The 19,677-nt window shown below is 69.2% G+C and carries 19 protein-coding genes and 1 riboswitch; of the genes, 7 read left to right on the plus strand and 12 right to left on the minus strand.

Annotation, left to right across the window (positions count from 1 at the left end):
* The first annotated feature begins 36 nt into the window (after nucleotides 1-36).
* Complete coding sequence (locus tag Y710_RS11770; protein WP_006896490.1) at nucleotides 37-642, plus strand: NUDIX hydrolase; 606 nt, start codon at nucleotides 37-39, stop codon at nucleotides 640-642.
* Between the two features lie 17 nt (nucleotides 643-659).
* Here the strand turns inward: Y710_RS11770 and Y710_RS11775 are convergent, their stop codons facing one another.
* A complete protein-coding gene (locus tag Y710_RS11775; protein ID WP_006896489.1) occupies nucleotides 660-2,312 on the minus strand; it encodes an FMN-binding glutamate synthase family protein in 1,653 nt (550 codons plus the stop codon).
* 144 nt (nucleotides 2,313-2,456) lie between these two features.
* On the minus strand, nucleotides 2,457-4,808 hold the full coding sequence (gene metE / locus Y710_RS11780; protein ID WP_006896488.1) for a 5-methyltetrahydropteroyltriglutamate--homocysteine S-methyltransferase: 2,352 nt from the start codon (nucleotides 4,806-4,808) through the stop codon (nucleotides 2,457-2,459).
* Between the two features lie 108 nt (nucleotides 4,809-4,916).
* Nucleotides 4,917-5,151, minus strand: a riboswitch (cobalamin riboswitch).
* A 96-nt stretch (nucleotides 5,152-5,247) separates the two neighbouring features.
* Here metE and Y710_RS11785 point away from each other — a divergent pair.
* Nucleotides 5,248-5,832, plus strand: coding sequence for a hypothetical protein (locus Y710_RS11785; protein ID WP_006896487.1), 585 nt, complete (start codon nucleotides 5,248-5,250; stop codon nucleotides 5,830-5,832).
* Nucleotides 5,833-5,876: 44 nt separating this feature from the next.
* On the opposite strand, the gene Y710_RS11790 is transcribed toward Y710_RS11785, so the two are convergent.
* The 5 genes from Y710_RS11790 to Y710_RS11810 all read right to left on the minus strand — a co-directional run bounded on the left by Y710_RS11790 (nucleotide 5,877) and on the right by Y710_RS11810 (nucleotide 11,146).
* Nucleotides 5,877-6,233, minus strand: coding sequence for a hypothetical protein (locus tag Y710_RS11790; RefSeq protein ID WP_006896486.1), 357 nt, complete (start codon nucleotides 6,231-6,233; stop codon nucleotides 5,877-5,879).
* A gap of 130 nt (nucleotides 6,234-6,363) precedes the next feature.
* Nucleotides 6,364-8,175, minus strand: coding sequence for an acetyl/propionyl/methylcrotonyl-CoA carboxylase subunit alpha (locus tag Y710_RS11795; RefSeq protein WP_062367541.1), 1,812 nt, complete (start codon nucleotides 8,173-8,175; stop codon nucleotides 6,364-6,366).
* A 214-nt stretch (nucleotides 8,176-8,389) separates the two neighbouring features.
* Entirely contained in the window at nucleotides 8,390-9,793 is a 1,404-nt protein-coding gene (locus tag Y710_RS11800; protein WP_006896484.1) for a condensation domain-containing protein, read from the minus strand.
* 16 nt (nucleotides 9,794-9,809) lie between these two features.
* Nucleotides 9,810-10,235 carry a SufE family protein gene (locus Y710_RS11805; protein ID WP_006896483.1) on the minus strand — a complete coding sequence of 142 codons (426 nt, stop codon included), beginning with the start codon at nucleotides 10,233-10,235 and terminating at the stop codon, nucleotides 9,810-9,812.
* A 17-nt stretch (nucleotides 10,236-10,252) separates the two neighbouring features.
* On the minus strand, nucleotides 10,253-11,146 hold the full coding sequence (locus tag Y710_RS11810; protein ID WP_006896482.1) for a sulfurtransferase: 894 nt from the start codon (nucleotides 11,144-11,146) through the stop codon (nucleotides 10,253-10,255).
* Between the two features lie 189 nt (nucleotides 11,147-11,335).
* Between Y710_RS11810 and Y710_RS11815 the strand changes: the two genes are divergently transcribed.
* Nucleotides 11,336-12,241, plus strand: a complete 906-nt coding sequence (locus Y710_RS11815) for a neutral zinc metallopeptidase (protein WP_045538601.1) — start codon at nucleotides 11,336-11,338, stop codon at nucleotides 12,239-12,241.
* Nucleotides 12,242-12,245: 4 nt separating this feature from the next.
* Here the strand turns inward: Y710_RS11815 and Y710_RS11820 are convergent, their stop codons facing one another.
* The 3 genes from Y710_RS11820 to Y710_RS11830 are packed head-to-tail and all read right to left on the minus strand — an operon-like array spanning nucleotide 12,246 to nucleotide 14,814.
* Nucleotides 12,246-12,923 carry a Maf family protein gene (locus Y710_RS11820; RefSeq protein WP_062367542.1) on the minus strand — a complete coding sequence of 226 codons (678 nt, stop codon included), beginning with the start codon at nucleotides 12,921-12,923 and terminating at the stop codon, nucleotides 12,246-12,248.
* The gene (locus Y710_RS11825) at nucleotides 12,920-13,159 is read right to left on the minus strand and encodes an acyl-CoA carboxylase subunit epsilon (RefSeq protein WP_006896479.1); all 240 of its coding nucleotides are present in this window, start codon (nucleotides 13,157-13,159) and stop codon (nucleotides 12,920-12,922) included. The genes Y710_RS11820 and Y710_RS11825 overlap by 4 nt, the downstream gene beginning before the upstream one ends.
* Before the next feature lie 29 nt (nucleotides 13,160-13,188).
* Nucleotides 13,189-14,814 carry an acyl-CoA carboxylase subunit beta gene (locus tag Y710_RS11830; protein WP_062367543.1) on the minus strand — a complete coding sequence of 542 codons (1,626 nt, stop codon included), beginning with the start codon at nucleotides 14,812-14,814 and terminating at the stop codon, nucleotides 13,189-13,191.
* Between the two features lie 134 nt (nucleotides 14,815-14,948).
* On the opposite strand from Y710_RS11830, the gene Y710_RS11835 reads away from it, so the two are divergent.
* Entirely contained in the window at nucleotides 14,949-15,743 is a 795-nt protein-coding gene (locus Y710_RS11835) for a biotin--[acetyl-CoA-carboxylase] ligase (RefSeq protein WP_006896477.1), read from the plus strand.
* Nucleotides 15,744-15,755: 12 nt separating this feature from the next.
* Here the strand turns inward: Y710_RS11835 and Y710_RS11840 are convergent, their stop codons facing one another.
* On the minus strand, nucleotides 15,756-16,352 hold the full coding sequence (locus Y710_RS11840; protein WP_006896476.1) for a hypothetical protein: 597 nt from the start codon (nucleotides 16,350-16,352) through the stop codon (nucleotides 15,756-15,758).
* Nucleotides 16,353-16,464: 112 nt separating this feature from the next.
* Here Y710_RS11840 and Y710_RS11845 point away from each other — a divergent pair, with 112 nt between their 5' ends.
* From Y710_RS11845 to Y710_RS11855, 3 genes are read left to right on the plus strand one after another with little or no spacing between them, the layout of a single operon-like run.
* Entirely contained in the window at nucleotides 16,465-17,001 is a 537-nt protein-coding gene (locus tag Y710_RS11845) for a PH domain-containing protein (RefSeq protein WP_006896475.1), read from the plus strand.
* On the plus strand, nucleotides 16,998-17,690 hold the full coding sequence (locus Y710_RS11850) for a response regulator transcription factor (protein ID WP_197078082.1): 693 nt from the start codon (nucleotides 16,998-17,000) through the stop codon (nucleotides 17,688-17,690). The genes Y710_RS11845 and Y710_RS11850 overlap by 4 nt, the downstream gene beginning before the upstream one ends.
* A gap of 7 nt (nucleotides 17,691-17,697) precedes the next feature.
* Nucleotides 17,698-19,110 carry a HAMP domain-containing sensor histidine kinase gene (locus Y710_RS11855; RefSeq protein ID WP_045538605.1) on the plus strand — a complete coding sequence of 471 codons (1,413 nt, stop codon included), beginning with the start codon at nucleotides 17,698-17,700 and terminating at the stop codon, nucleotides 19,108-19,110.
* Here Y710_RS11855 and Y710_RS11860 read toward each other — a convergent pair.
* Entirely contained in the window at nucleotides 19,082-19,642 is a 561-nt protein-coding gene (locus Y710_RS11860; RefSeq protein WP_045538607.1) for a GtrA family protein, read from the minus strand. The genes Y710_RS11855 and Y710_RS11860 overlap by 29 nt on opposite strands.
* Nucleotides 19,643-19,677: the final 35 nt, after the last annotated feature.

Below are 19,677 nucleotides of genomic sequence, written 5' to 3' on the forward strand. Positions count from 1 at the left end.
CGCCCTCGGGACGCCGCACCGGGTAGAGATGACGGCATGGAGATCACGCGGCAACTGGCACGGGAGCGGATCGGGAGCTGGGCCCGCCGGACCATCGACGACCCGGCGGGCAGGCTCCGGCACTCGGCGGTCGCCATCACCGTCGTCCGTCACGGCGGGGAGTACGGGATCTGGATCGCCCGGCGGCCGTCGTCCCTGCGCAACCACTCCAATCAGTTCGCGCTCCCGGGCGGACGCCTCGATCCCGGCGAGACGCCGACCCGGGCCGCGTTGCGCGAACTGCACGAGGAGATCGGGATCGAGCTCGGTGAGGAGACGGTGCTCGGCCTTCTCGACGACTACGAGACGCGGTCGGGCTATCTGATGACACCGGTGGTGTGCTGGGTGGACGACGACCCGCCCGTCCATCCGAGTCCGGCCGAGGTGGACGAGCTCTTCTTCGTGTCCTTCGACGAATTGCGCAGGCCGGCGGTGTTCAGCCGGATACCGGAGTCGCCGCGCACCCTGGTCGCGCTGAACATCGCGGGCGCCCGGATCCACGCGCCGACGGCCGCGGTCGTGTATCAGTTCGCCGAGGTGGTACTGGCCGGCCGGGACACCCGCGTTCACGATCTCGAACAGCCGGTGTTCGCCTGGCGCTGAGAACGCCGCGAGCGGGGCTACACCGCGAGCGGATGCTGGGTGCTGCCGTGGCTCGGCGGCCGGTGTGACGGATCGGGTTCGTGTGCACTCGTGAGGACGAAGGACTCCGCACTCGCGTACTCCCAGTCCTCGCGCCACGACTCCGGCGGGCGGGTCAGCAGTTCGCCCGGCGCGAGCCACTCGTAGATCTCCGCGTACGACTTCGATCTGTTCGGCCCCACCGTCCGCATCAGCATCGACGGGTGGAGATCGTCGAAGCTCGTCAGCCCCATCGACGCGACGAACTGCTTGGCGTTGTCGACGACGTGGCGCTGCAGGTTGTAGACCCGTTCGGTCTTGTCGGGCACGTCGAGTGCGCGGGCTCGCTTCGGATCCTGGGTGGCGACGCCGACCGGGCACTTGTTGGTGTGGCACTGCTGCGCCTGAATGCATCCGACGGCCATCATCATCGCCCTCGCCGCGAGGGTGAAATCGGCGCCCTGGATTACGCGCTTGACGATGTCGATGCCGTTGGTGATCTTGCCCGACGCGCCGATCCGGATCTGGTCGCGCAGACCGGTGCCGACCAGTGCGTTGTGTACCGTCATCAGGCCTTCGGTCAGCGGGGTCCCGACGTTGTCCTCGAATTCCACCGGCGCGGCCCCGGTGCCGCCCTCGGCCCCGTCGACGATGATGAAATCGGGTGCGATCCCGGTCTGGCGGATGGCCTTGCAGATGCCGAGGAGCTCACTGCGCGAACCGACGCACAGTTTGAAGCCGACCGGCTTGCCGCCCGACAGGTCGCGCAGACGGCCGATGAACTCGCACAGCCCGACGGGGGTGTGGAAAGCGTTGTGCGAGGGCGGTGAGACGACGGACCGCCCGGCGGGGACACCCCGAATCTGCGCGATCTCGGCCGTCACCTTGGGGCCGGGCATCACTCCGCCGAGACCGGGTTTGGCCCCCTGGGACAGCTTGATCGAAATGCACTTGACCTGCGGGTTCGATGCCTTGGCACGGAACTGCTCGGGGTCGAAGTGCCCGTCGGGGGTGCGGCAGCCGAAATAACCCGTGCCGATCTCCCAGATCAGATCGCCCCCGGGCCGCAGATGGTAGGAGCTGAGCCCACCCTCACCGGTGTCGTGTGCGAAGCCGCCTTTGGCGGCACCGCCGTTGAGTGCCAGGATCGCATTCGCCGACAGCGCGCCGAAGCTCATCGCGGACACGTTGTACATCGCCATGTCGTACGGCTGAGTGCACGCCGGCCCGCCGATCCGCACGGTGGGGGTCTCGTCGGTGGCGGAGTGCGCGACGATCGAGTGCCGCACGTACTCGTATCCGATCACCGTCGGATCGCGCTGGGTGCCGAACGGGTCGACGTCCTTGACGTCCTTGGCGCGTTCGTAGATCGTGGTGCGCGTCTCCCGGTCGAACGGGGTCCCGTCGGTGTCGCGTTCGATGAAGTACTGCTGGATCTCCGGCCGGATGCTCTCCATGAGGAAGCGGAAATGCCCGAGCACCGGATAGTTCCGCAGAATGCTGTGGCGGGCCTGCACCAGGTCGTACGTGCCGACCAGGGCGATGAAGGCGAGGACGCCGGTGACGAATAGCCACCACGGGGAGACCAGGACGAGCGTCGAGGACACCGCGGCGAGAACCCACGTCGCGGCAACAGCCAACCATCTGAGCATCGTCTCCACCTCTTGTCGCGGGCACCGCCGGTCGGGGAATCGGGCGGCTTCCACTGTAGTTCGGACGCGGCGGTACCGGAGGCAGGACGGGCCCACCGGACCCATCGGCCACCGGTGAGCGGTGTCCGATGGATCCGGTCGCGATCAGGTGGCGGGCACCGTGGCCCGATCGGCGGCGATCTCCTCGCGGACCCGGCGGGCGGCGTCGACCATGTTCCGCAGCGCGGCGGTGACCTCGTCGGTGCGGCGGGTCTTGAGCCCGCAGTCGGGATTGACCCACAGCCGGTCGGCGCGCACCGCGTCGAGCGCTTCACGCAGCGACGCGGCCATCTCATCGGCGGCCGGCACGCGCGGCGAATGGATGTCGTAGACGCCCGGACCCACCTGGGCGGCGAAGCCGGCCGCGTCGAGGTCGTCGAGGACCTCCATATGGGAGCGCGCCGCCTCGATGGAGGTGACGTCCGCGTCGAGCGCGGCGATCGCACCGATCACCTCGCCGAACTCCGAGTAGCACAGATGCGTGTGGATCGCGGTGGCGTCGCCGACCCCGCCGGTGGCGATACGGAAGGCGGTCACCGCCCAGTCGAGGTACGCCGCGCGGTCGGCGGTCCGCAGCGGCAGCAGTTCGCGCAGTGCCGGTTCGTCGACCTGGATGATCGGTACCCCCGCGCGCTCGAGATCGGTGGTCTCGTCCCGGATCGCGAGAGCCACCTGACGCGCGGTCTCGGCGAGCGGCTGGTCGTCGCGGACGAACGACCACGCGAGGATCGTCACCGGGCCGGTGAGCATGCCCTTGACCGGCTTCTCGGTCAGGGACTGCGCGTAGGTGATCCAGCCGACCGTCATCGGCGACGACCGCCGGACGTCGCCGAAGAGGATCGGCGGCCGGACGCAGCGTGACCCGTACGATTGGACCCAGCCGGCGGCCGTCGCGAAGAAGCCGTCGAGTTGTTCGGCGAAGTACTGGACCATGTCGTTACGCTCGGGTTCCCCGTGGACGAGGACGTCCAGACCCACCTGCTCCTGCAGGGCGATCACCGCGGCGATCTCCTGCTCCATCCGGGACCGGTAGGCCGCCGAGTCGATGGTTCCGTTCCGCAGCGCGAGGCGCGCCTTGCGGATCTCGACCGTCTGCGGGTACGAGCCGATGGTCGTGGTCGGCAGGACGGGCAGGCCGAGCGCGGCGTCCTGCGCCTCACGGCGGTCGGGCGCGGGCGAGCGGGTCCAGTCGGCCGGAGTGAGCCCGGCGAGGCGTTCGCGGACCGCGGCGACGTGTACGCGCGGGTCCGCTGCCCGGGACGCCAGTGCCGCGCGCGCCGCCTCGAACCGGCACGCCTGGTCGTCCCGGCCGTGCGCCAGGGCCCGAGCGAGCGCGGCCACCTCGCCGAACTTCTCTTCGGCGAAGGCCAGCCATCCGTGCAGCACCGGGTCGAGTTCGAACTCGCCGCGCACGGTGTACGGGACGTGCAGTGTGGAACACGAGGTCGAGACCGCGAGGGCACCGGCGTGCGCGCGCAGCGACTCGAGTGCGGCCAGCGCCGCGTCGAGGTCGGTGCGCCAGACGTTGCGGCCGTCCACCACGCCGGCGACTACCAGTTTTCCGGTCAGATCGGCCGTGCGGACGGTGTCCGGAGAGCCGGTCACCAGGTCCACTCCGACGCCCTCCACCGCGGTCCGCGCCAGCGCCGCGAGACGGTCGCCCGCATCGCCGAAGTACGTCTGCACCAGGATCCGCGGGCGCGTCCGGACAGCCGACAGCACACCGTAGACGCGTTCGGCGAGGTCGGTGAGACCGTCGGCCTGATCGGTCACCAGCGTGGGTTCGTCGATCTGGACCCAGTCGACACCGGTCTGGGCCAGGCGGCCGAGGAGCTCGGTGTAGAGCGGCAGGAGATCGTCGATGCGGGTCAGCGGTGCCGGGCCGCCGTCGACCGCCTTGGCGAGCGCGAGGAAGGTGATCGGTCCGATCACCACGGGACGGGCGGGCACGCCCTGAGCCTGCGCCTGAGCGATCTCATCGAGGACTGCGCCCGGGTCGAGGATGAACTCGGTGTCCGGACCGATCTCCGGAACCAGGTAGTGGTAGTTGGTGTCGAACCACTTGGTCATCTCCAGCGGTGCGATGTCGGGGCCCGGGCCGCCGGCGGTGCCGCGGGCGGCGGCGAAGTAGCGGTCCAGCGGATCGTCGATCGCCGCCACTCGCGGTGGCAGCGCGCCGAGCATCACAGCGGTGTCGAGCACCTGGTCGTAGTACGAGAACGTGTTGACGGGCACCGAGTCGAAACCGGCGTCGATCAGTCTGCTCCAGCTGTCGCGGCGGATGCCCGTTGCGACCCGGGTGAGCGCGGCGGCGTCGATCCGGCCCGCCCAATAGGCTTCGACCGCGCGCTTGAGCTCCCGGTTGGCGCCGATCCGGGCGACGCCGGGGACGGTGGCCGTGAAGCCCGCCGAGTCGGTGGTTCTGGTGTCGGTGGTGATAGTCGTGTCATCGGACATGACGTGTTCTTCTCCTGCATGAGTAGTTCGAGCCGTCGCCATACCGGGCGCTGCGAACCGCAGTTCGTCAGTCGCCCGTTTCCTCGAGGCGGACAGCCATCGGGCGCGGATGCGCTCGATACATCCGGCAGGTCTTCGGGCTCGTCGGCGCGCGGGCCAGGAATGGAGCCCGCTTCTACTGGCCGTCGCTTCCCAGGCGCCGCCGCCGGTGAGCCGTGGCTCGGGCGGGGCGGTCCCAGTGCGTGTGACGGCGGTCGTTCCGACATACCGCTGCGGGTCAGCTCCGGAGTCTCACCGGATTCCCTCTTCGCGGGCGGTCGCTGCCGTCGGCAGCGAACTCGCGTCGACGCCCGGCGGGAAGCAGGGGCTCCATAGTGATCCCGGCCGGGCGAACCAGTTGCAGTTATCGATGGTAAAGGACCGGGTACCATTGGGCAGCATGGGATCCGGCGGTGATTTTAACTCCGGCGGACCGGCTCATCCGGTCGCTGGGATCATCCTCGTAGCCCGTGGAGACGAGCGGAATCCCGCAGGTGACGGCGATGTTCCGACAGAACAGCGACTGATGGCCTGCGTGTCAAGTCTGGGCGCCGGCGGCTGCAAGGACATCTATGTGGCGCTCGGCGCCCGCGTGGTTCCGGCGCCCGACACCTCGTCGACGACGCTCTATCTCCCCGAGTGGTACGACAGTCTCGACGCCTGCTCGAGTGCGGCGCTGAAGTTCGTCGATCAGCATCCGAGTCTGGCGGGGGCGGTGATCCAGACCCTCGACAGCCCGGATGCCGGTTCGATCGCAGTCGCACGCGTCATCGAGGCCGCCGCCGACTGCCCGACGAGTCTGTGCCGCGCGGCGTTCGGCGGCCGTCCCGCCCAACCCTTCTACCTGGGAGCCGAACGCGTTCGCGAGGCCATCGCGGAGCTGGGGGCGGGACTGCCTGCCGTGCGGTATCTCGTCGCGCACCGCGACGACATGGTGCTGGTCGACTGCACCGATCTCGGGAACCCCGCCGACTCGCCCCTCTGAGCGCCTGCCTGAATGCGCGGCGACCTGGATGCGCGGCGTCCGGGTCAGCGGCCCGGCAGTCCGGAGCGCAGAGCCGCCGCTTCGACGTCGAGCAGTGCGCTCGCGCAACGGGTGGCGGGATCGACCGCGGCCGCGAGCGCGGCGTCGTAGCCGTCGCGGGCGAGGCCGGCCACCGACCCCGCGGCGTCGACGCCGATCAGCGCCGCGAGTTCTCCGGTGGTGGGAACGCACACCGCCCACGTGAGACGCGACTCGTCGGCCCACGCGGCGTCGGCGGCTCGGATGTACTCGACTGGATCGCCGACGCCGAGGAGCTCGAGCGCGGGCACATCGGACAACCGCTCGTCGTGCCGCAGGGCGCGCAGATACCACGCACCGGCGTTGATCTCGACAGCTTCCATGACGGGTCCTTCTCGTTCGCTCACGAATCGGCCGGATCCGGGCGCGTGCACGGCTCCGAAACGGGCTGTGCCGTTCCTCCTGACTCCACATCGGTCAGGCGGAACGGCACAGCCGGAGGTGTATCCGGTTCTACTTGATCTCGAGCAGCACCGTGCCCTGGGTGACCGCGGCACCGGCCTCGGCGGACAGGCTGGTGATGGTGCCGGCCTTGTGCGCAGTGACCGGGTTCTCCATCTTCATGGCCTCCAGGACCACGACCAGGTCGCCCTCGGCGACCTCGTCGCCCTCACCGACGGCCACCTTGACGACGGTGCCCTGCATCGGCGCGGTCACGGCGTCGCCGGAGGCAGCGGCGCCGCCGCCCTTCTTGCGCGTGCGCGACTTCGGCTTGCGGCGGATGGCGCCGTTGGTGCCGCCACCGCCGCCCAGGTTGAGATCGCCGGGCAGCGAGACCTCGACGCGGCGGCCGTCGACCTCGACGATGACCTTCTGGCGCTGGGTGTCGTCCTCGTCGTCGAGCGGCTCACCGCCGGTGAAGGGCTTGATCGGGTTGTCCCAATCGGTCTCGATCCACTTGGTGTAGACCTCGAAGCCCTCGACGCCGTTCTCGTCGGTGCTGCCGATGAAGGCGGGGTTCGACACGATGTGGCGGTGGAACGGGATCACGGTGGCGAGGCCGTCGACCTCGAACTCGGCCAGTGCGCGGCGGGCGCGCTCGAGTGCCTGGGTCCGGTTCTCGCCGGTGACGATCAGCTTGGCCAGCATCGAGTCGAACTGACCGCCGATGACGTCGCCCTGGCGGACGCCCGAGTCGACGCGGACGCCGGGGCCGGAGGGCTCGCGGTAGACGGTGATCGGGCCGGGCGCGGGCAGGAAGCCTCGCCCGGCGTCCTCACCGTTGATCCGGAACTCGAAGGAGTGACCACGCGGGGTCGGGTCCTCGGTGATCTCCAGGGCCTTGCCCTCGGCGATGCGGAACTGCTGGCGCACCAGATCGATGCCCGAGGTCTCCTCGGTGACCGGGTGCTCCACCTGGAGTCGGGTGTTGACCTCGAGGAACGAGACGGTGTCACCCTGGACCAGGTACTCCACGGTGCCCGCGCCGTAGTAGCCGGCCTCGCGGCAGATGGCCTTCGCGGAGGAGTGGATGCGCGCCCGCTGCTCGTCGGTCAGGAAGGGAGCGGGGGCCTCCTCCACCAGCTTCTGGAACCGGCGCTGCAGCGAGCAGTCGCGGGTTCCGGCGACGACGACGTTGCCGTGCTGGTCGGCGATGACCTGGGCCTCGACGTGTCGCGCCTTGTCGAGGTACTGCTCCACGAAGCACTCGCCGCGACCGAATGCCGCGACGGCCTCGCGGGTGGCCGACTCGAACAGCTCGGGGATCTCCTCGACGGTGTGCGCGACCTTCATGCCGCGGCCGCCGCCGCCGAAGGCGGCCTTGATCGCGACCGGGACGCCGTACTGCTTGGCGAACTCGACCACCTCGTCGGCGTCGGCGACGGGATCCTTGGTGCCGGCGGCCATCGGCGCCTTCGCGCGCTCGGCGATGTGGCGTGCGGTCACCTTGTCGCCGAGGTCACGGATGGCCGACGGGGGCGGGCCGATCCAGGTGAGACCGGCGTCGATCACGGCCTGTGCGAAGTCCGCGTTCTCCGAGAGGAAGCCGTATCCGGGGTGGACTGCGTCAGCGCCGGACTTGGCGGCGGCGTCGAGGACCTTGTCGAACACCAGGTACGACTCGGCCGACGTCTGGCCGCCGAGTGCGAACGCCTCGTCCGCCAGCTGCACGAACAGTGCGTCGGCGTCCGGTTCGGCGTACACGGCGACACTGGCGATGCCTGCGTCCTTCGCGGCGCGAATCACGCGAACGGCGATCTCACCGCGGTTGGCGATGAGGACCTTCTTGATGGTCGTCTGACTGATCTCAGCGGAACTGGTCACTGGCACTCCTGTGGCACCACCGGTCAGGCGGTGCCGTTGTCGGGGACGGCTCTCACCATCCGGGGTCGACGGGCTGCGTCTCGCGCGGGATTCTCCCGCTCGTGGCGTCCTACACGTGGCTCGCATCAGACGGGCAACGTGATTTCCGCGACTCAGATTAACGCACCGATCAATTGCTCGGTACGACGCATCTCACGCAGGTCAAGAAAATTGTCTACCCGGCTTCGGCTGTACGCGCGAGTAGGTCCGCGAAACGGTCGAGGAAGACGGGAACATCACCTGCGGTTTCGGCGGGATAGCGAGCGTGCATCCGCAGGCCGCCGGGCGTCCGGTTGACCCACACGTAAACCTCGTCGTCGGCATAAGAATGGCTGCGCAGGACCCGTGCGGCACCGTCGTCGGCGGCCTGGGCACGCGGTGCCCCGCGCGTGTCCATGTACGAGACCACCGTATGCGGCGAGCCGGTGACGCCGATGAGATCCGCCACACGAAGGAACGGAAGCTCGCTTCCGTGCCGCGAAGCGCTCAGTTCCGCGGTGCTCCGCCGCGACGCCTCGGCGGGCGTGGGATCGTCGGAGACGTCGATCACCAGGGGCGCCAGACCGACGAACCAGCCCAGCGAGTGCAGCCACGAGCGGTCGGTCCGCGTATGCCGGGGCATGATCACGGCGAAGTCGTCGGCGCCGCTGGTCTCGCGGAAGGCCACCGCCATCGCTCCCAGGATCCCGCCCACCGGGGACGCGCCCGAGGCGGCGCAGAAGGCCTCGAAGCGCGTCGCGCCGGCGTCGTCGAGGAGCAACCGGGTGCGCGCGAGCTGGACCGGCCCGGTGCCCTCCTCGGCGGGCCCCGCCCGACCGGGCGTCAGCAGGGGGTTCGGTGGCAGTCGGCCGCCGAACCGGGCGACGAACTCGGCCCATGTGCGCACCGCGCGGTGTTCGGGGTCGGCGACGTCGGCGGCGCGGCGCTGGGCGTCGCTGAAGTCGAGGTAGCTGCCCGTGGGCTCGAGAGCCGGTGGACGACCCTCGCGGGCCGCCCTGTACAGCTCCGACAACTCGTGATGCGCATTGACCAGGGAGTAGCCGTCCACCAGCGAGTGGTCGGCGGCGAAGAACAGGGTGAAGCTGTCCGGTCGCGCCACGGTCGCGAACCGGTACGCCGGCCAGTGCAGAGGGGCGGTCGCGCGGTCGAACGATCCCGCGATCTGCTCGAGGAGCAACGGCGTCTCGGTGTACCAGCCGATGCGTGCCATCTTGACCCGGACGGTGTCGGGCTCGGTGGTGTAGCGCTCCGTGCGGTAGCGGGCGTCGCGGTCGGCCTTGAGCACCACGTGCGTCCGCAGCACCTCGTGGCGATTGATGTACGCCACCAGGGCGGAGCGGACCGAGGGCACCGACATCGGTTCGTCGAACTCGATCGCGAGCCCGAGCCACGATTCGCGGCCGCCCTCGCGATGCGTCAGCGCCCGGTACTCGAACGCCGACCGCAGATGCTCCTCGTGGTTGTGCGAGGTCTCGCGTACGTCTCGGCTCCAGCTGCCCAGACCGCCCGGCACAGCCGGAATCCACTCGACCAGGCCGCCGGGCTGAATCGGGGCGTCGAGGATCTGCAGAAAGTCCATTGCGCTGCGACGGCGTTCAGCGGGAGGTCTGCTCGCGCACCTGACGCTTGATCCGCGTCAGCATGCCCGCCATCCCGTTGAGACGCAGCGGACTGATCACCGACGACAGACCCAGCTCGTGGAAGAAGTCGTCGGGCACCGCGGTGATCTCCGAAGCACTGGCGCCGTCGAGCCCCTCGTGCAGGATGGAGGCGAAACCCCGGGTGGTGGGTGCCTCGGGCGGAGCGCTGAAGTACAGGCGCACGGCCTCGGCGTCCGAGGCGTCCACGGACAGGAAGATCGGCGACTGGCACTCGGGAACCGGCTCCATCGACTCGGGCTTCAGCGACTCGGGCAGCTCGGGGAGCTCGCGGGAGAACTCGAGCAGCAGAGTGACCTTGTCCGAATCCGCCAGATCGGCGAAATCCGAGACGATCTCGGCGAGAGGGGCGGGCAGCGTCATGGAACTGTTTTCCGGCGTCAGTCGGCGACGCCCGTGCCCGGCTCGTCGCCGACGGCGATCGGAACCCGGACGCGGTTGCCCCATTCGGTCCAGGAGCCGTCGTAGTTGCGGACGTTCTCGAAGCCGAGAAGATGGGTCAGCACGAACCAGGTGTGGCTCGACCGCTCGCCGATCCGGCAGTACGCGATGGTCGGGGTGGCCGGGTCGAGACCGGCGTACACGTCTTCCAATTCGGCCCGGCTGCGGAACCGGCTGTCGGGGGCGGCGGCCTTGGCCCACGGGATCGAGACGGCGGTGGGGATGTGACCGCCGCGCAGCGCACCCTCCTGCGGGTAATCGGGCATGTGCGTGCGTTCGCCCGTGTACTCCTGCGGCGAGCGCACGTCGATCAGCGGAGTCGAACCGATCTCGGACAGCACGTCCTCGGCGAAGGCGCGGATCTTGGAGTCGTCGCGCTCCACGACCGGATAGTCGGTCGGGCGGTAGACCGGGACGTCGAAGGAGGTCTCGCGCTGTTCGTCCATCCACGCGTCGCGGCCGCCGTCGAGGAGCCGGACGTCCTCATGGCCGAAGAGCGTGAAGACCCAGAGGGCGTACGCGGCCCACCAGTTGCTCTTGTCTCCGTAGATCACGACCGTGTCGTCGCGGGAGATCCCCTTCTCGCTCATCAGCTTCGCGAACTGCTCGCCGTTGATGTAGTCGCGGGTGACCGGATCGTTGAGGTGAAGGTGCCAGTCCACCTTCTGGGCGGTGGGAATGTGGCCGATGTCGTAGAGGAGCACGTCCTCGTCCGACTCGATGATCTTCAATCCGGGCGCGCCGAGGTGCGCGGACAACCACTCGGTCGTCACCAAGCGCTCCGGATGTGCGTATGCGGAGAAAGCCGGATTCGGATCGAATTCCACAGTCACTGAGGGTCTCCCGCCTCTGCTGATGTCGGAGGCGACCGGAACCGGCCGCGGATACAAGCATACGGACGACCGCGCCGAGGCGTTTCGCCGGACCGGTCTCAAGTTCGTCCCGATCCGCGGTCCGGCCTGCGCAATCGTCCGAATGACGTCGGGCACGTCGCCGGGGGCGACGGTGTTAGCGTTCCCGTCATGCCGAGAAGGGGATCGGGGCGCGGGCTCCGGACAGTGGTGGGTACGGCCCTGGCGGTCGTGGCCGCGCTGACGATGAGCGCATGCGGGGTGGACGGAACGGCGCATCGCGCGGCGCCCACGCCACCCGCGCACTGTTCGGCCGCTCGGTGTCCGGAACTGGCCGCCGTCTCGGCTGAGCGGCTGGCGGCCTCCGGGGTCGACGAGTCGAATCAGTCGACCGCGGTCCCGGCGTACATGTCGGCGGTGCTCGACGACTTGGACTCGGTGTGGCAGGACTGGTTCGCCCAGTTGGCGATCGAGGGGTCGACGGCGGGCCGGGTGCTGATCGCCCCGGGCGATGCCTTCCACAGCGCGTGCCTGGACTCGGGTGAACTGCCCGACGGAATCCCGAGCGATTTCCCGAACGCCTTCTTCTGCCCGCTCGACCGCCGGCCGGACGGCGGCGGCACCGACAGGCAGGGGTCGGTGATCCTGCCCGTGCAGACCTTCGCCGACATCTGGAACGGCAAGCTCATGGGCTCGTCCGGCATCATGCTCGGTGACTTCACCGCGGCCACCATCATGGCCCACGAATACGGCCACAACGTCGTGTACCGCCTCGCGAAGGCGTACGGCATGGGCGACGCGGCCGGGCCGCCCGGAGACGACCGCGAGTTGATCGCCGACTGTTTCGCGGGCAACTGGGCGGCCACCGTCTTCGAGCGCAAAGACCTGTCGTTCACGTCGATGCTGCAGGCCGCAGCGCTGATCGTCAGTGTCGGCGACGCCGCGCCCGGGCAGGGCCACGGAACCTCCGTCGCGCGGGCACGGGCCCTCTGGCGCGGATTCACCGACAACCTCAGACGGCAGGGACAGCCCGGCGACTGCCTCAAGGCGTACTGGCCCGCCGTACTCCGGCAGTGAGGTCTCAGCGCTCGGCGGACCACAGGTCGGCGACGTCGACGCCGACCTGCGTCAGCAGGCGCCGGACCAGCGGCAGGCTGATGCCGATCACCGACGACGGGTCGCCGTCGATGCCGTCGATCAGCCAGCCGCCGATCCCGTCGAGGGTGAACGCGCCCGCGACCTCGAGCGGCTCGCCGGTCGCCGCGTAGCGTTCGATGAGCTCGTCGGAGACGTCGGAGAAGAAGATCGCCGTCGACTGACTGTGACTGGCGGACGCGACGGCCTCGCCGTCACGCAGGCGCCGCACGCAGTGTCCGGTGATGAGATGACCGGTGGTCCCGCGCATCCGTCTCCACCGCTCGGCGGCGGCCGCCGCGGTGTGCGGTTTGCCCGCGAGCGACCCGCCGGTGAGCAGCATCGAATCGCAGGTCACGACCACGCCGTCGGTCGCCGCACCCGCCGCCTGCGGTGCGCCGTCACCGAGGACGGCGGCGACCACCGCGTCGGCCTTCGCCTCGGCCAGCCGGGTGACGATCTGCGCGGGCGGGGCGCCCGCCAGCTCGTCGAGCAGGGCGTCCTCGTCCACGTCTGACACGACGACCGCCGGCCGCAGTCCGGCGTCTCGCAGCACGCGCAGGCGTGCGGGCGAGGCCGAACCGAGGACGACGGTCGTCGCGGTGGAACGGTGTGCGGGGCTCACCAGCCGCCGCGGTTGGTGAAGCTGCCGGGCTGGCCCCAGTTCACCCGGAACATGTCGACGGGGCGGCCCCAGTCGTTCCGGATCTGCGGTCCGGTGTCGGCGGTGCCGCCGCTCGCCGCGGCGAAGACACCGACCAGGGCGGCCAGTTCCGCGTCGGTGGGCTTGCCGTCGACGATGGTCAGGAACGGGCGGGCGGGCTGCTCTTGGCTGCCCGCCGAGGTGACGTCGTCACTCATGTCGTCGCCTTTCTGGATCGGGGAGCGGACTACAGCGGGATGTTGCCGTGCTTCTTCGGCGGCAGCTGCACCATCTTGCGCTCCAGCAGCTTCAGGGCATTCGCGATCTGGCCCCGGGTGTGGCTCGGCGGGATCACCGCGTCGACATAGCCGCGCTCAGCCGCGACGTACGGGTTCACCAGGGTGTCCTCGTACTCCTGCTGCAGTTCCAGGCGCAGTGCGTCGACGTCCTCGCCGTTCGCCTGCGCCTCCTTGAGGCGGTTGCGGTAGACGAAGCCGACCGCGCCCGAGGCGCCCATGACCGCGATCTGAGCGGTCGGCCAGGCCAGGTTCACGTCGGCGCCCATGTGCTTGGAGCCCATGACGTCGTACGCGCCGCCGTAGGCCTTGCGGGTGATGACGGTGATCTTGCCGACCGTCGCCTCGCCGTAGGCGTAGAGCAACTTGGCGCCGCGGCGGATGATGCCATTGTACTCCTGCTCGGTGCCGGGCAGGAAGCCGGGGACGTCGACCAGGGTGACGATCGGAACGTTGAAGGCGTCGCAGGTGCGCACGAAGCGCGCCGCCTTCTCCGAGGCGTCGATGTCGAGACAGCCGGCGAACTGGGTCGGCTGGTTCGCGACGATGCCGACGCTGCGGCCGTCCACCCGTCCGAAGCCGACGATGACGTTCATCGCACGCTCGGCCTGCACCTCCAGGAACTCCTCGTCGTCGAGGATGTTCCGGATGACGTTGTGCATGTCGTACGGCTGGTTGGGCGAGTCGGGGATGATCGTGTCGAGCGCGAGATCGTCCTCGGTGAGATTGTCCTCGATGGCGCCGACGCGCTCCGGTGCGGGCAGGCGCGGGGCCTCGGCGCGGCAGTTGCTCGGCAGGTAACCCAGCAGTTCCTTGACGTAGTCGAGGGCGTCTTCCTCGTCCTGGCCGACGTAATGGGCGACGCCCGACTTGGTCATGTGCGTGTGCGCGCCGCCCAGGTCCTCCTGAGTGACGTCCTCACCGGTGACGGTCTTGATGACGTCGGGACCGGTCACGAACATCTGGCTGGTCTGGTCGACCATGACCACGAAGTCGGTGAGAGCGGGGGAGTACACGTGGCCACCGGCGTTCGGGCCCATGATCAGCGAGATCTGGGGGATGACGCCGGAGGCGCGGACGTTGCGGCCGAAGATCTCGCCGTACAGGGCGAGGGAGACCACGCCCTCCTGGATGCGGGCGCCCGCACCCTCGTTGATGCCGATCAGGGGGCGGCCGGTCTTGATCGCCAGGTCCATGACCTTGACGATCTTCTCGCCGTACACCTCGCCCAGGCTGCCGCCGAAGACCGCGGCGTCCTGGCTGAAGACGCACACCTCGCGGCCGTCGACGGTGCCGTAGCCGGTGACGACACCGTCGCCCATCGGGCGCCGCTCGGCGAGCCCGAAGTTGGTGGACCGGTGACGCGCCAGCGCGTCGAGTTCGACGAACGAACCCTCGTCGAGGAGGTGGGTGATGCGCTCGCGTGCGGTGAGTTTGCCCTTGGCGTGAACCTTCTCCGCAGCGGCTTCGCCGACCGGGAACTCGGCCTCGGCGAGGCGGTTGCGCAGATCGGCGAGCTTGCCCGCCGTGGTGTGGATGTCCGGCGCAGCGCCGTCGTCGCGTGAAGCAGTCGTCATGGGATCCGATGCTAACGACCGACACCTATGCGAGGTCAACCGCGCCGATAATGTGAGAATATCCTCACATTCGAGATCACTGCGGAAGCGGTGCTGTGAGTGTATTCACTCGCGGGCCCGTAAAGTGCTCGTACATGAGCAACGACGTGCCCGATCAGGAAATCCTCGCCGAACAGCTGTCGGACACGCGGTGGCGCGCCGTGGAGGTGATCGCCGAGACCGGCTCGACCAATGCCGATCTGATTGCGCGAATCGATGCCGGGGAAGACGTCGACGGCATTGTTTTGATCGCCGCGCGGCAGACCTCGGGCCGCGGCAGGCATGCGCGGGTATGGGAGACACCGCCCGGACAGCTCGCCGTCTCGGCTGCCATCGCGGTCGACGCCGATGCGATTCGCAGCCTCGGCTGGTTGTCGTTGCTCACCGGCCTCGCCGTCCACGACGCCGTCTCCGCACTCACCGGAACCGGTCTCGAGCTCAAGTGGCCCAACGATGTCCTCGCACCCGGTGGCGGCAAGCTGTCGGGCATCCTCTCGGAGTTCCGGCTCACCGGCGACGGCGGGGGCGTGGCGGTGATCGGCACCGGACTGAACCTGGATCTGCCCGCCGGGTCGGCGCCCGACACGGCGGCCTCGATCAGCGGCCTCGCCGACGCGCCGGTGGACCAGACCCGAGTCGCGGCCGCGTATCTGCGGGCGTTGTCCGAGCGGCTCGCGGACTGGCCCGACCGCATCGACGTCCTCGCCGGGAACTATCGCAGCGTCAGCGCCACCCTGGGGTCACGGGTCCGGCTGATCCTGCCCGGCGACGTCGAGGTGGTCGGTATCGCCACCGACATCGACGACGAGGGGCGGGTGATCGTCGACGGTCCGGACGGTCCGGTCACGGCGTCGGCGGGCGACGTCACGCATCTGCGGCCCGTCGACTAGCGCCGGACACCTCTAGCTGCGTTTGCGGTCGCTGCTGGCGCGGCCCATCGTCGGGATCAGCGTCAGCACCGGCAAGCCGATGATCAGGTGCAGCACCGCGGTGCCGATGCCGGACGAGATCTGCTCCGACAGCAGCAGCGGAAGGATCACCGCGGCGGCGATCAGCAGCCCGACGATCCATCGGTAGAACTGATTGGGCGCAGGCGTACCCACCTGCAGCAGGTACCACAGGGCGCCGGCGACGATCGCGGCGACGAACCCGGTGACGGCGAACCACACCTCGTCCTGTGCGAGCGGATTCCAGATGCCGAACCGGCCCGACTCGTTGATCTTCTGGGTGACGGCGCGGATCACCCAGGCGGCGAGCCAAGCGGCCAGCCCCGTGACCACTCCGGTCATCAGAACGCCTCCGCAGAACATCAGCGGGTCGATGTCCGGGCCGCGGCGGCGGGGTGTGGCGGGCGGCTGACTGTACTGGGCGTCGTACCCGGTCTGGCCGTAGTCGCCGGCCTCGGTGTACTGCCCGTAATCGTTCGGCCGGCTGTAGGCACGCGTCGCCGGCGGCTGAGGCGGACGGTGGTTCGGGTCGCGCGGATCGTTGTACGTCATGGTCCTTGCCTGTTGTTGCTGCTCGGTATCGCTGCGGTCGTGAGGCCAGATCCGCCCCAGTGTAGCGCCGATATCAGGCCCTCCTAAGAATCCGGCACTAAGGTGAAACGCCATGGGTTACCCGCGCGAGAACCTTGCGCCCGGCGAGGTGGTGGTCATACACCGGCATCCGCACTGGAAGAGCCTGCTGGTGCCGGTGCTGATCTTCTGGGCGGTGACCGCTGCCGCGGGAGTCGCGGTCGGTTACGCCCAGACGTCCGCAATGGCCGACCGGGCCGCGTTGTGGGTCACCGCCGTCGTCGTCGCGATCTGGGCGGCGGCCGTGGCGTGGTTCCTCATCCGGCCGCTGATCTCGTGGAAGACCACTCATTTCGTCGTCACCGACCGTCGGGTCATCTACCGCAGCGGCGTCCTGACCAGGTCCGGAATCGACATTCCGATCCGCAGAATCAACACCGTCGAGTTCCGGCACGGGGTGATCGACCGGATCCTCCGCACCGGCACTCTGGTGATCGAATCGGCATCCGACGAGCCGCTCGCCTTCCATGACATCCCGCAGGTGGAGGCGGTGCACGCTCAGCTCTACCAGGAGCTGCTCGACGAGGACGACGACGCGCTGACGGGCCGCGTCGACGAGTGGCGCCGATGATGAGGTCGCGAGCGGTGCTCCTGGCCGAGGACGACGCGGCCATCGCCGAGCCGCTGGCCCGAGCGCTGAGCCGGGAGGGCAACGACTGCGAGATCGCGGCCACCGGTCCCGAGGCGCTGGAGAAGGTGCGCAGCGGCGACTACGGACTGCTCATCCTCGATCTCGGCCTGCCCGGGATGGACGGTCTGGAGGTGTGCCGCCGGATCCGCTCCGAACTGCCGCAACTGCCCGTGCTGATGCTGACCGCTCGCACGGACGAGGTGGACTTCGTCGTCGGCCTCGATGCGGGCGCCGACGACTACGTCGGCAAGCCCTTCCGCCTGGCCGAGTTGCTCGCGCGCGTGCGCGCGCTGATGCGGCGCAGCGTCACGGCCGTGGAGGGGGAGGAGATCCTCGACAGCGGCGACATCCAGCTCGACCCGCGCGCTCGGCGCGTGGTGGTGGACGGCGAGGATCTGACGCTGGCGAACCGGGAGTTCGATCTGCTCCGCTTCCTGATGGAGCGGTCGGGCGAAGTGGTGTCGCGCGACGAGATCATGGACGCGGTGTGGGGGTCGACGGATCTGCGGTCGTCGAAGACGCTCGACATGCACATCTCCTGGATCCGGCGGAAGATCGGCGACGACCGTCCCAAGAATCGCAGACACATCGTGACCGTGCGCGGTGTCGGCTTCCGGTTCGACCCGTAGGAGCCGTGTGCGTCGTCGAATCCTGAAGATGATGATCGCGTCCCTCGTGGCGATGGGCGTGATGTTCGGCGTGCCGATGACCATCATCACCTGGGACTGGTTCTCCACCTCCGCTCACCAGGACCTCTCCGAGCGGCTCAAACGCATGAGCGAGCACGTGCTCGCGGAGGAGGCCGCCGGCCGCGCCGTATCCCCGCACGATCTGGATCTCGAACAGTTCCGTCTGCTGGTGCCGCCGAACGGTCGCCTCACGCTCACCTATCGCGTTCGCGATCGGGACGCGCCCGGCGGCTACCAGCGCGGGATCCGCCAGATCGGCCATGTCTTCGACGGCGCGGCGGTTTCGGAGTCGGTCAATCTCGGCCGCGACGTGGACCTGACGCTCGCGATACCGCAGGAGGACGTCCGTCCGACCCAGTTGCTGGCGGTGCTGACCCTGCTGCTGGCGATCCTGGTCGCCGTCGTCGGCGGTGCGGTGGTGGCCGTCCTCACGGCGCGGCGGCTGTCGGAGCCGCTGTCGGACGTCGCTCGCCGCGCCGCCGCCATGGGGCGGGGCGACTTCTCCTCCGACTGGCCTGCATACGGCATCGATGAGCTCGATCGGGTCTCGGCGGCGCTGGCTGACGCCAATGACGAGATCGTCCTGCGGCTCGAGCGCGAGGGCGAGATCATCGGGGACGTCTCCCACCAGCTGCGCAGCCGGCTCACCGCGATCGGGCTGCGGCTCGACGAGTTGACCCTGCACCGCGATCCGGCAGTGGTCGCCGAGGCCGAGGCGGGACTGGCGCAGGTGGAACGGCTCGCCGACGAACTGGACGAGATGATCGCGGCCTCGCGTGCGGATCCCAAGGCGCGGGTCGCGATCGACGTCACGTCGGTCGTTCAAACCCTGGTGCGCGATTTCGAGCCCGCGTATCGAGCGGCCGGGCGGTCGGTGCGGATGGTGGTCGACGAACCGGTCCCGCACACCTACGGTCGTCCGGGCCGCCTCCGCGAGGCGCTGAGCGTGCTCGTCGACAACGCACTGGTCCACGGGGGCGGGGAGTGCGTCGTCCGGGTCGGGGTGCTGACATCGCGCGAGATGGTCCGCGTCACGGTGTCGGACGCCGGCGCCGGCGTGCCCGACGAGGTGGTACCGGAGATGTTCCGCCGGGGTGTGTCGGGCGGGGGACGGAACGGGCTGGGTCTGTCACTGGCCCGCGCCCTGGTGGAGGCCGACGGCGGTCGGCTCGATCTGGTGTCGCGGCGGCCCGCGGTGTTCGCGGTGGTGGCGCCGCTGCATCCGGCGAGCGGTGCGTCCTACGGCGAGGAGTCAGACGCCGGCGGCGGTGCCGGTGCGGACGGCGGTGCCGGGACAGACGGCGACGGGACAGACGGCGACGGGCCGACGCTCACGCATGTCCGAGTTCCTCATCGCTGAGTTCCTCGGACGTGGGGTTGACGTCGGTGGATCCGCCTTCGCCGCCGCGCGGCTGCTCGTCGGGGAAGGCGAACCGCCGCAGCGCCCAGAACCGGAAGACCATCTGGAGCAGGTTGCCGATCACGAAGGCGAGCAGGAAGTCGAAGATCGCGAGTTCGAGGCCGACCAGGTTCTCACGCATGTTGAAGACGTTGTTCGCGATCCAGATCGGCGCGGCGGCGATCAGGACGGCGATGCCGCTGATGGCGAAGAACAGGAGTGCCTCGTGGTGCTTCTCGCGTCCGCCGCGGTTCTTGAACGCCCACTCGCGGTTGAGGACATAGCTCAGGATCGTGGCGACCACGCCGGAGATCACCTTGGCCACCGTCGGCTTCGATTCGAGAACACTGAGGGCGAGTGCGTAGTAGACCGCCATGTCGACCACGAATGTGGTGCCGCCGACGATCGCGAACTTGATCAGTTCGCTGTGCTTGAGCACCAGCCGTCGCACGGGCTCCGGCAGTCGCTTCACTGCCCCGTCAATTGTCGGCACAAGGTTCGAGTGTACGTAATCTGGCCCGCCGAATT

Origin of the sequence: Gordonia sp. QH-12, from assembly GCF_001578675.1 — a bacterium.
Classification (GTDB): domain Bacteria; phylum Actinomycetota; class Actinomycetes; order Mycobacteriales; family Mycobacteriaceae; genus Gordonia; species Gordonia sihwensis.

What these genes read in the sequence shown, in the direction of transcription:
- Y710_RS11770 (WP_006896490.1), top strand. Translation starts at nt 37, where the DNA reads ATGGAGATCACGCGGCAACTGGCACGGGAGCGGATCGGGAGCTGGGCC.
- Y710_RS11775 (WP_006896489.1), bottom strand. Translation starts at nt 2,312, where the DNA reads ATGCTCAGATGGTTGGCTGTTGCCGCGACGTGGGTTCTCGCCGCGGTG.
- metE (WP_006896488.1), bottom strand. Translation starts at nt 4,808, where the DNA reads ATGTCCGATGACACGACTATCACCACCGACACCAGAACCACCGACTCG.
- Y710_RS11785 (WP_006896487.1), top strand. Translation starts at nt 5,248, where the DNA reads ATGGGATCCGGCGGTGATTTTAACTCCGGCGGACCGGCTCATCCGGTC.
- Y710_RS11790 (WP_006896486.1), bottom strand. Translation starts at nt 6,233, where the DNA reads ATGGAAGCTGTCGAGATCAACGCCGGTGCGTGGTATCTGCGCGCCCTG.
- Y710_RS11800 (WP_006896484.1), bottom strand. Translation starts at nt 9,793, where the DNA reads ATGGACTTTCTGCAGATCCTCGACGCCCCGATTCAGCCCGGCGGCCTG.
- Y710_RS11805 (WP_006896483.1), bottom strand. Translation starts at nt 10,235, where the DNA reads ATGACGCTGCCCGCCCCTCTCGCCGAGATCGTCTCGGATTTCGCCGAT.
- Y710_RS11815 (WP_045538601.1), top strand. Translation starts at nt 11,336, where the DNA reads ATGCCGAGAAGGGGATCGGGGCGCGGGCTCCGGACAGTGGTGGGTACG.
- Y710_RS11825 (WP_006896479.1), bottom strand. Translation starts at nt 13,159, where the DNA reads ATGAGTGACGACGTCACCTCGGCGGGCAGCCAAGAGCAGCCCGCCCGC.
- Y710_RS11830 (WP_062367543.1), bottom strand. Translation starts at nt 14,814, where the DNA reads ATGACGACTGCTTCACGCGACGACGGCGCTGCGCCGGACATCCACACC.
- Y710_RS11835 (WP_006896477.1), top strand. Translation starts at nt 14,949, where the DNA reads ATGAGCAACGACGTGCCCGATCAGGAAATCCTCGCCGAACAGCTGTCG.
- Y710_RS11840 (WP_006896476.1), bottom strand. Translation starts at nt 16,352, where the DNA reads ATGACGTACAACGATCCGCGCGACCCGAACCACCGTCCGCCTCAGCCG.
- Y710_RS11845 (WP_006896475.1), top strand. Translation starts at nt 16,465, where the DNA reads ATGGGTTACCCGCGCGAGAACCTTGCGCCCGGCGAGGTGGTGGTCATA.
- Y710_RS11850 (WP_197078082.1), top strand. Translation starts at nt 16,998, where the DNA reads ATGATGAGGTCGCGAGCGGTGCTCCTGGCCGAGGACGACGCGGCCATC.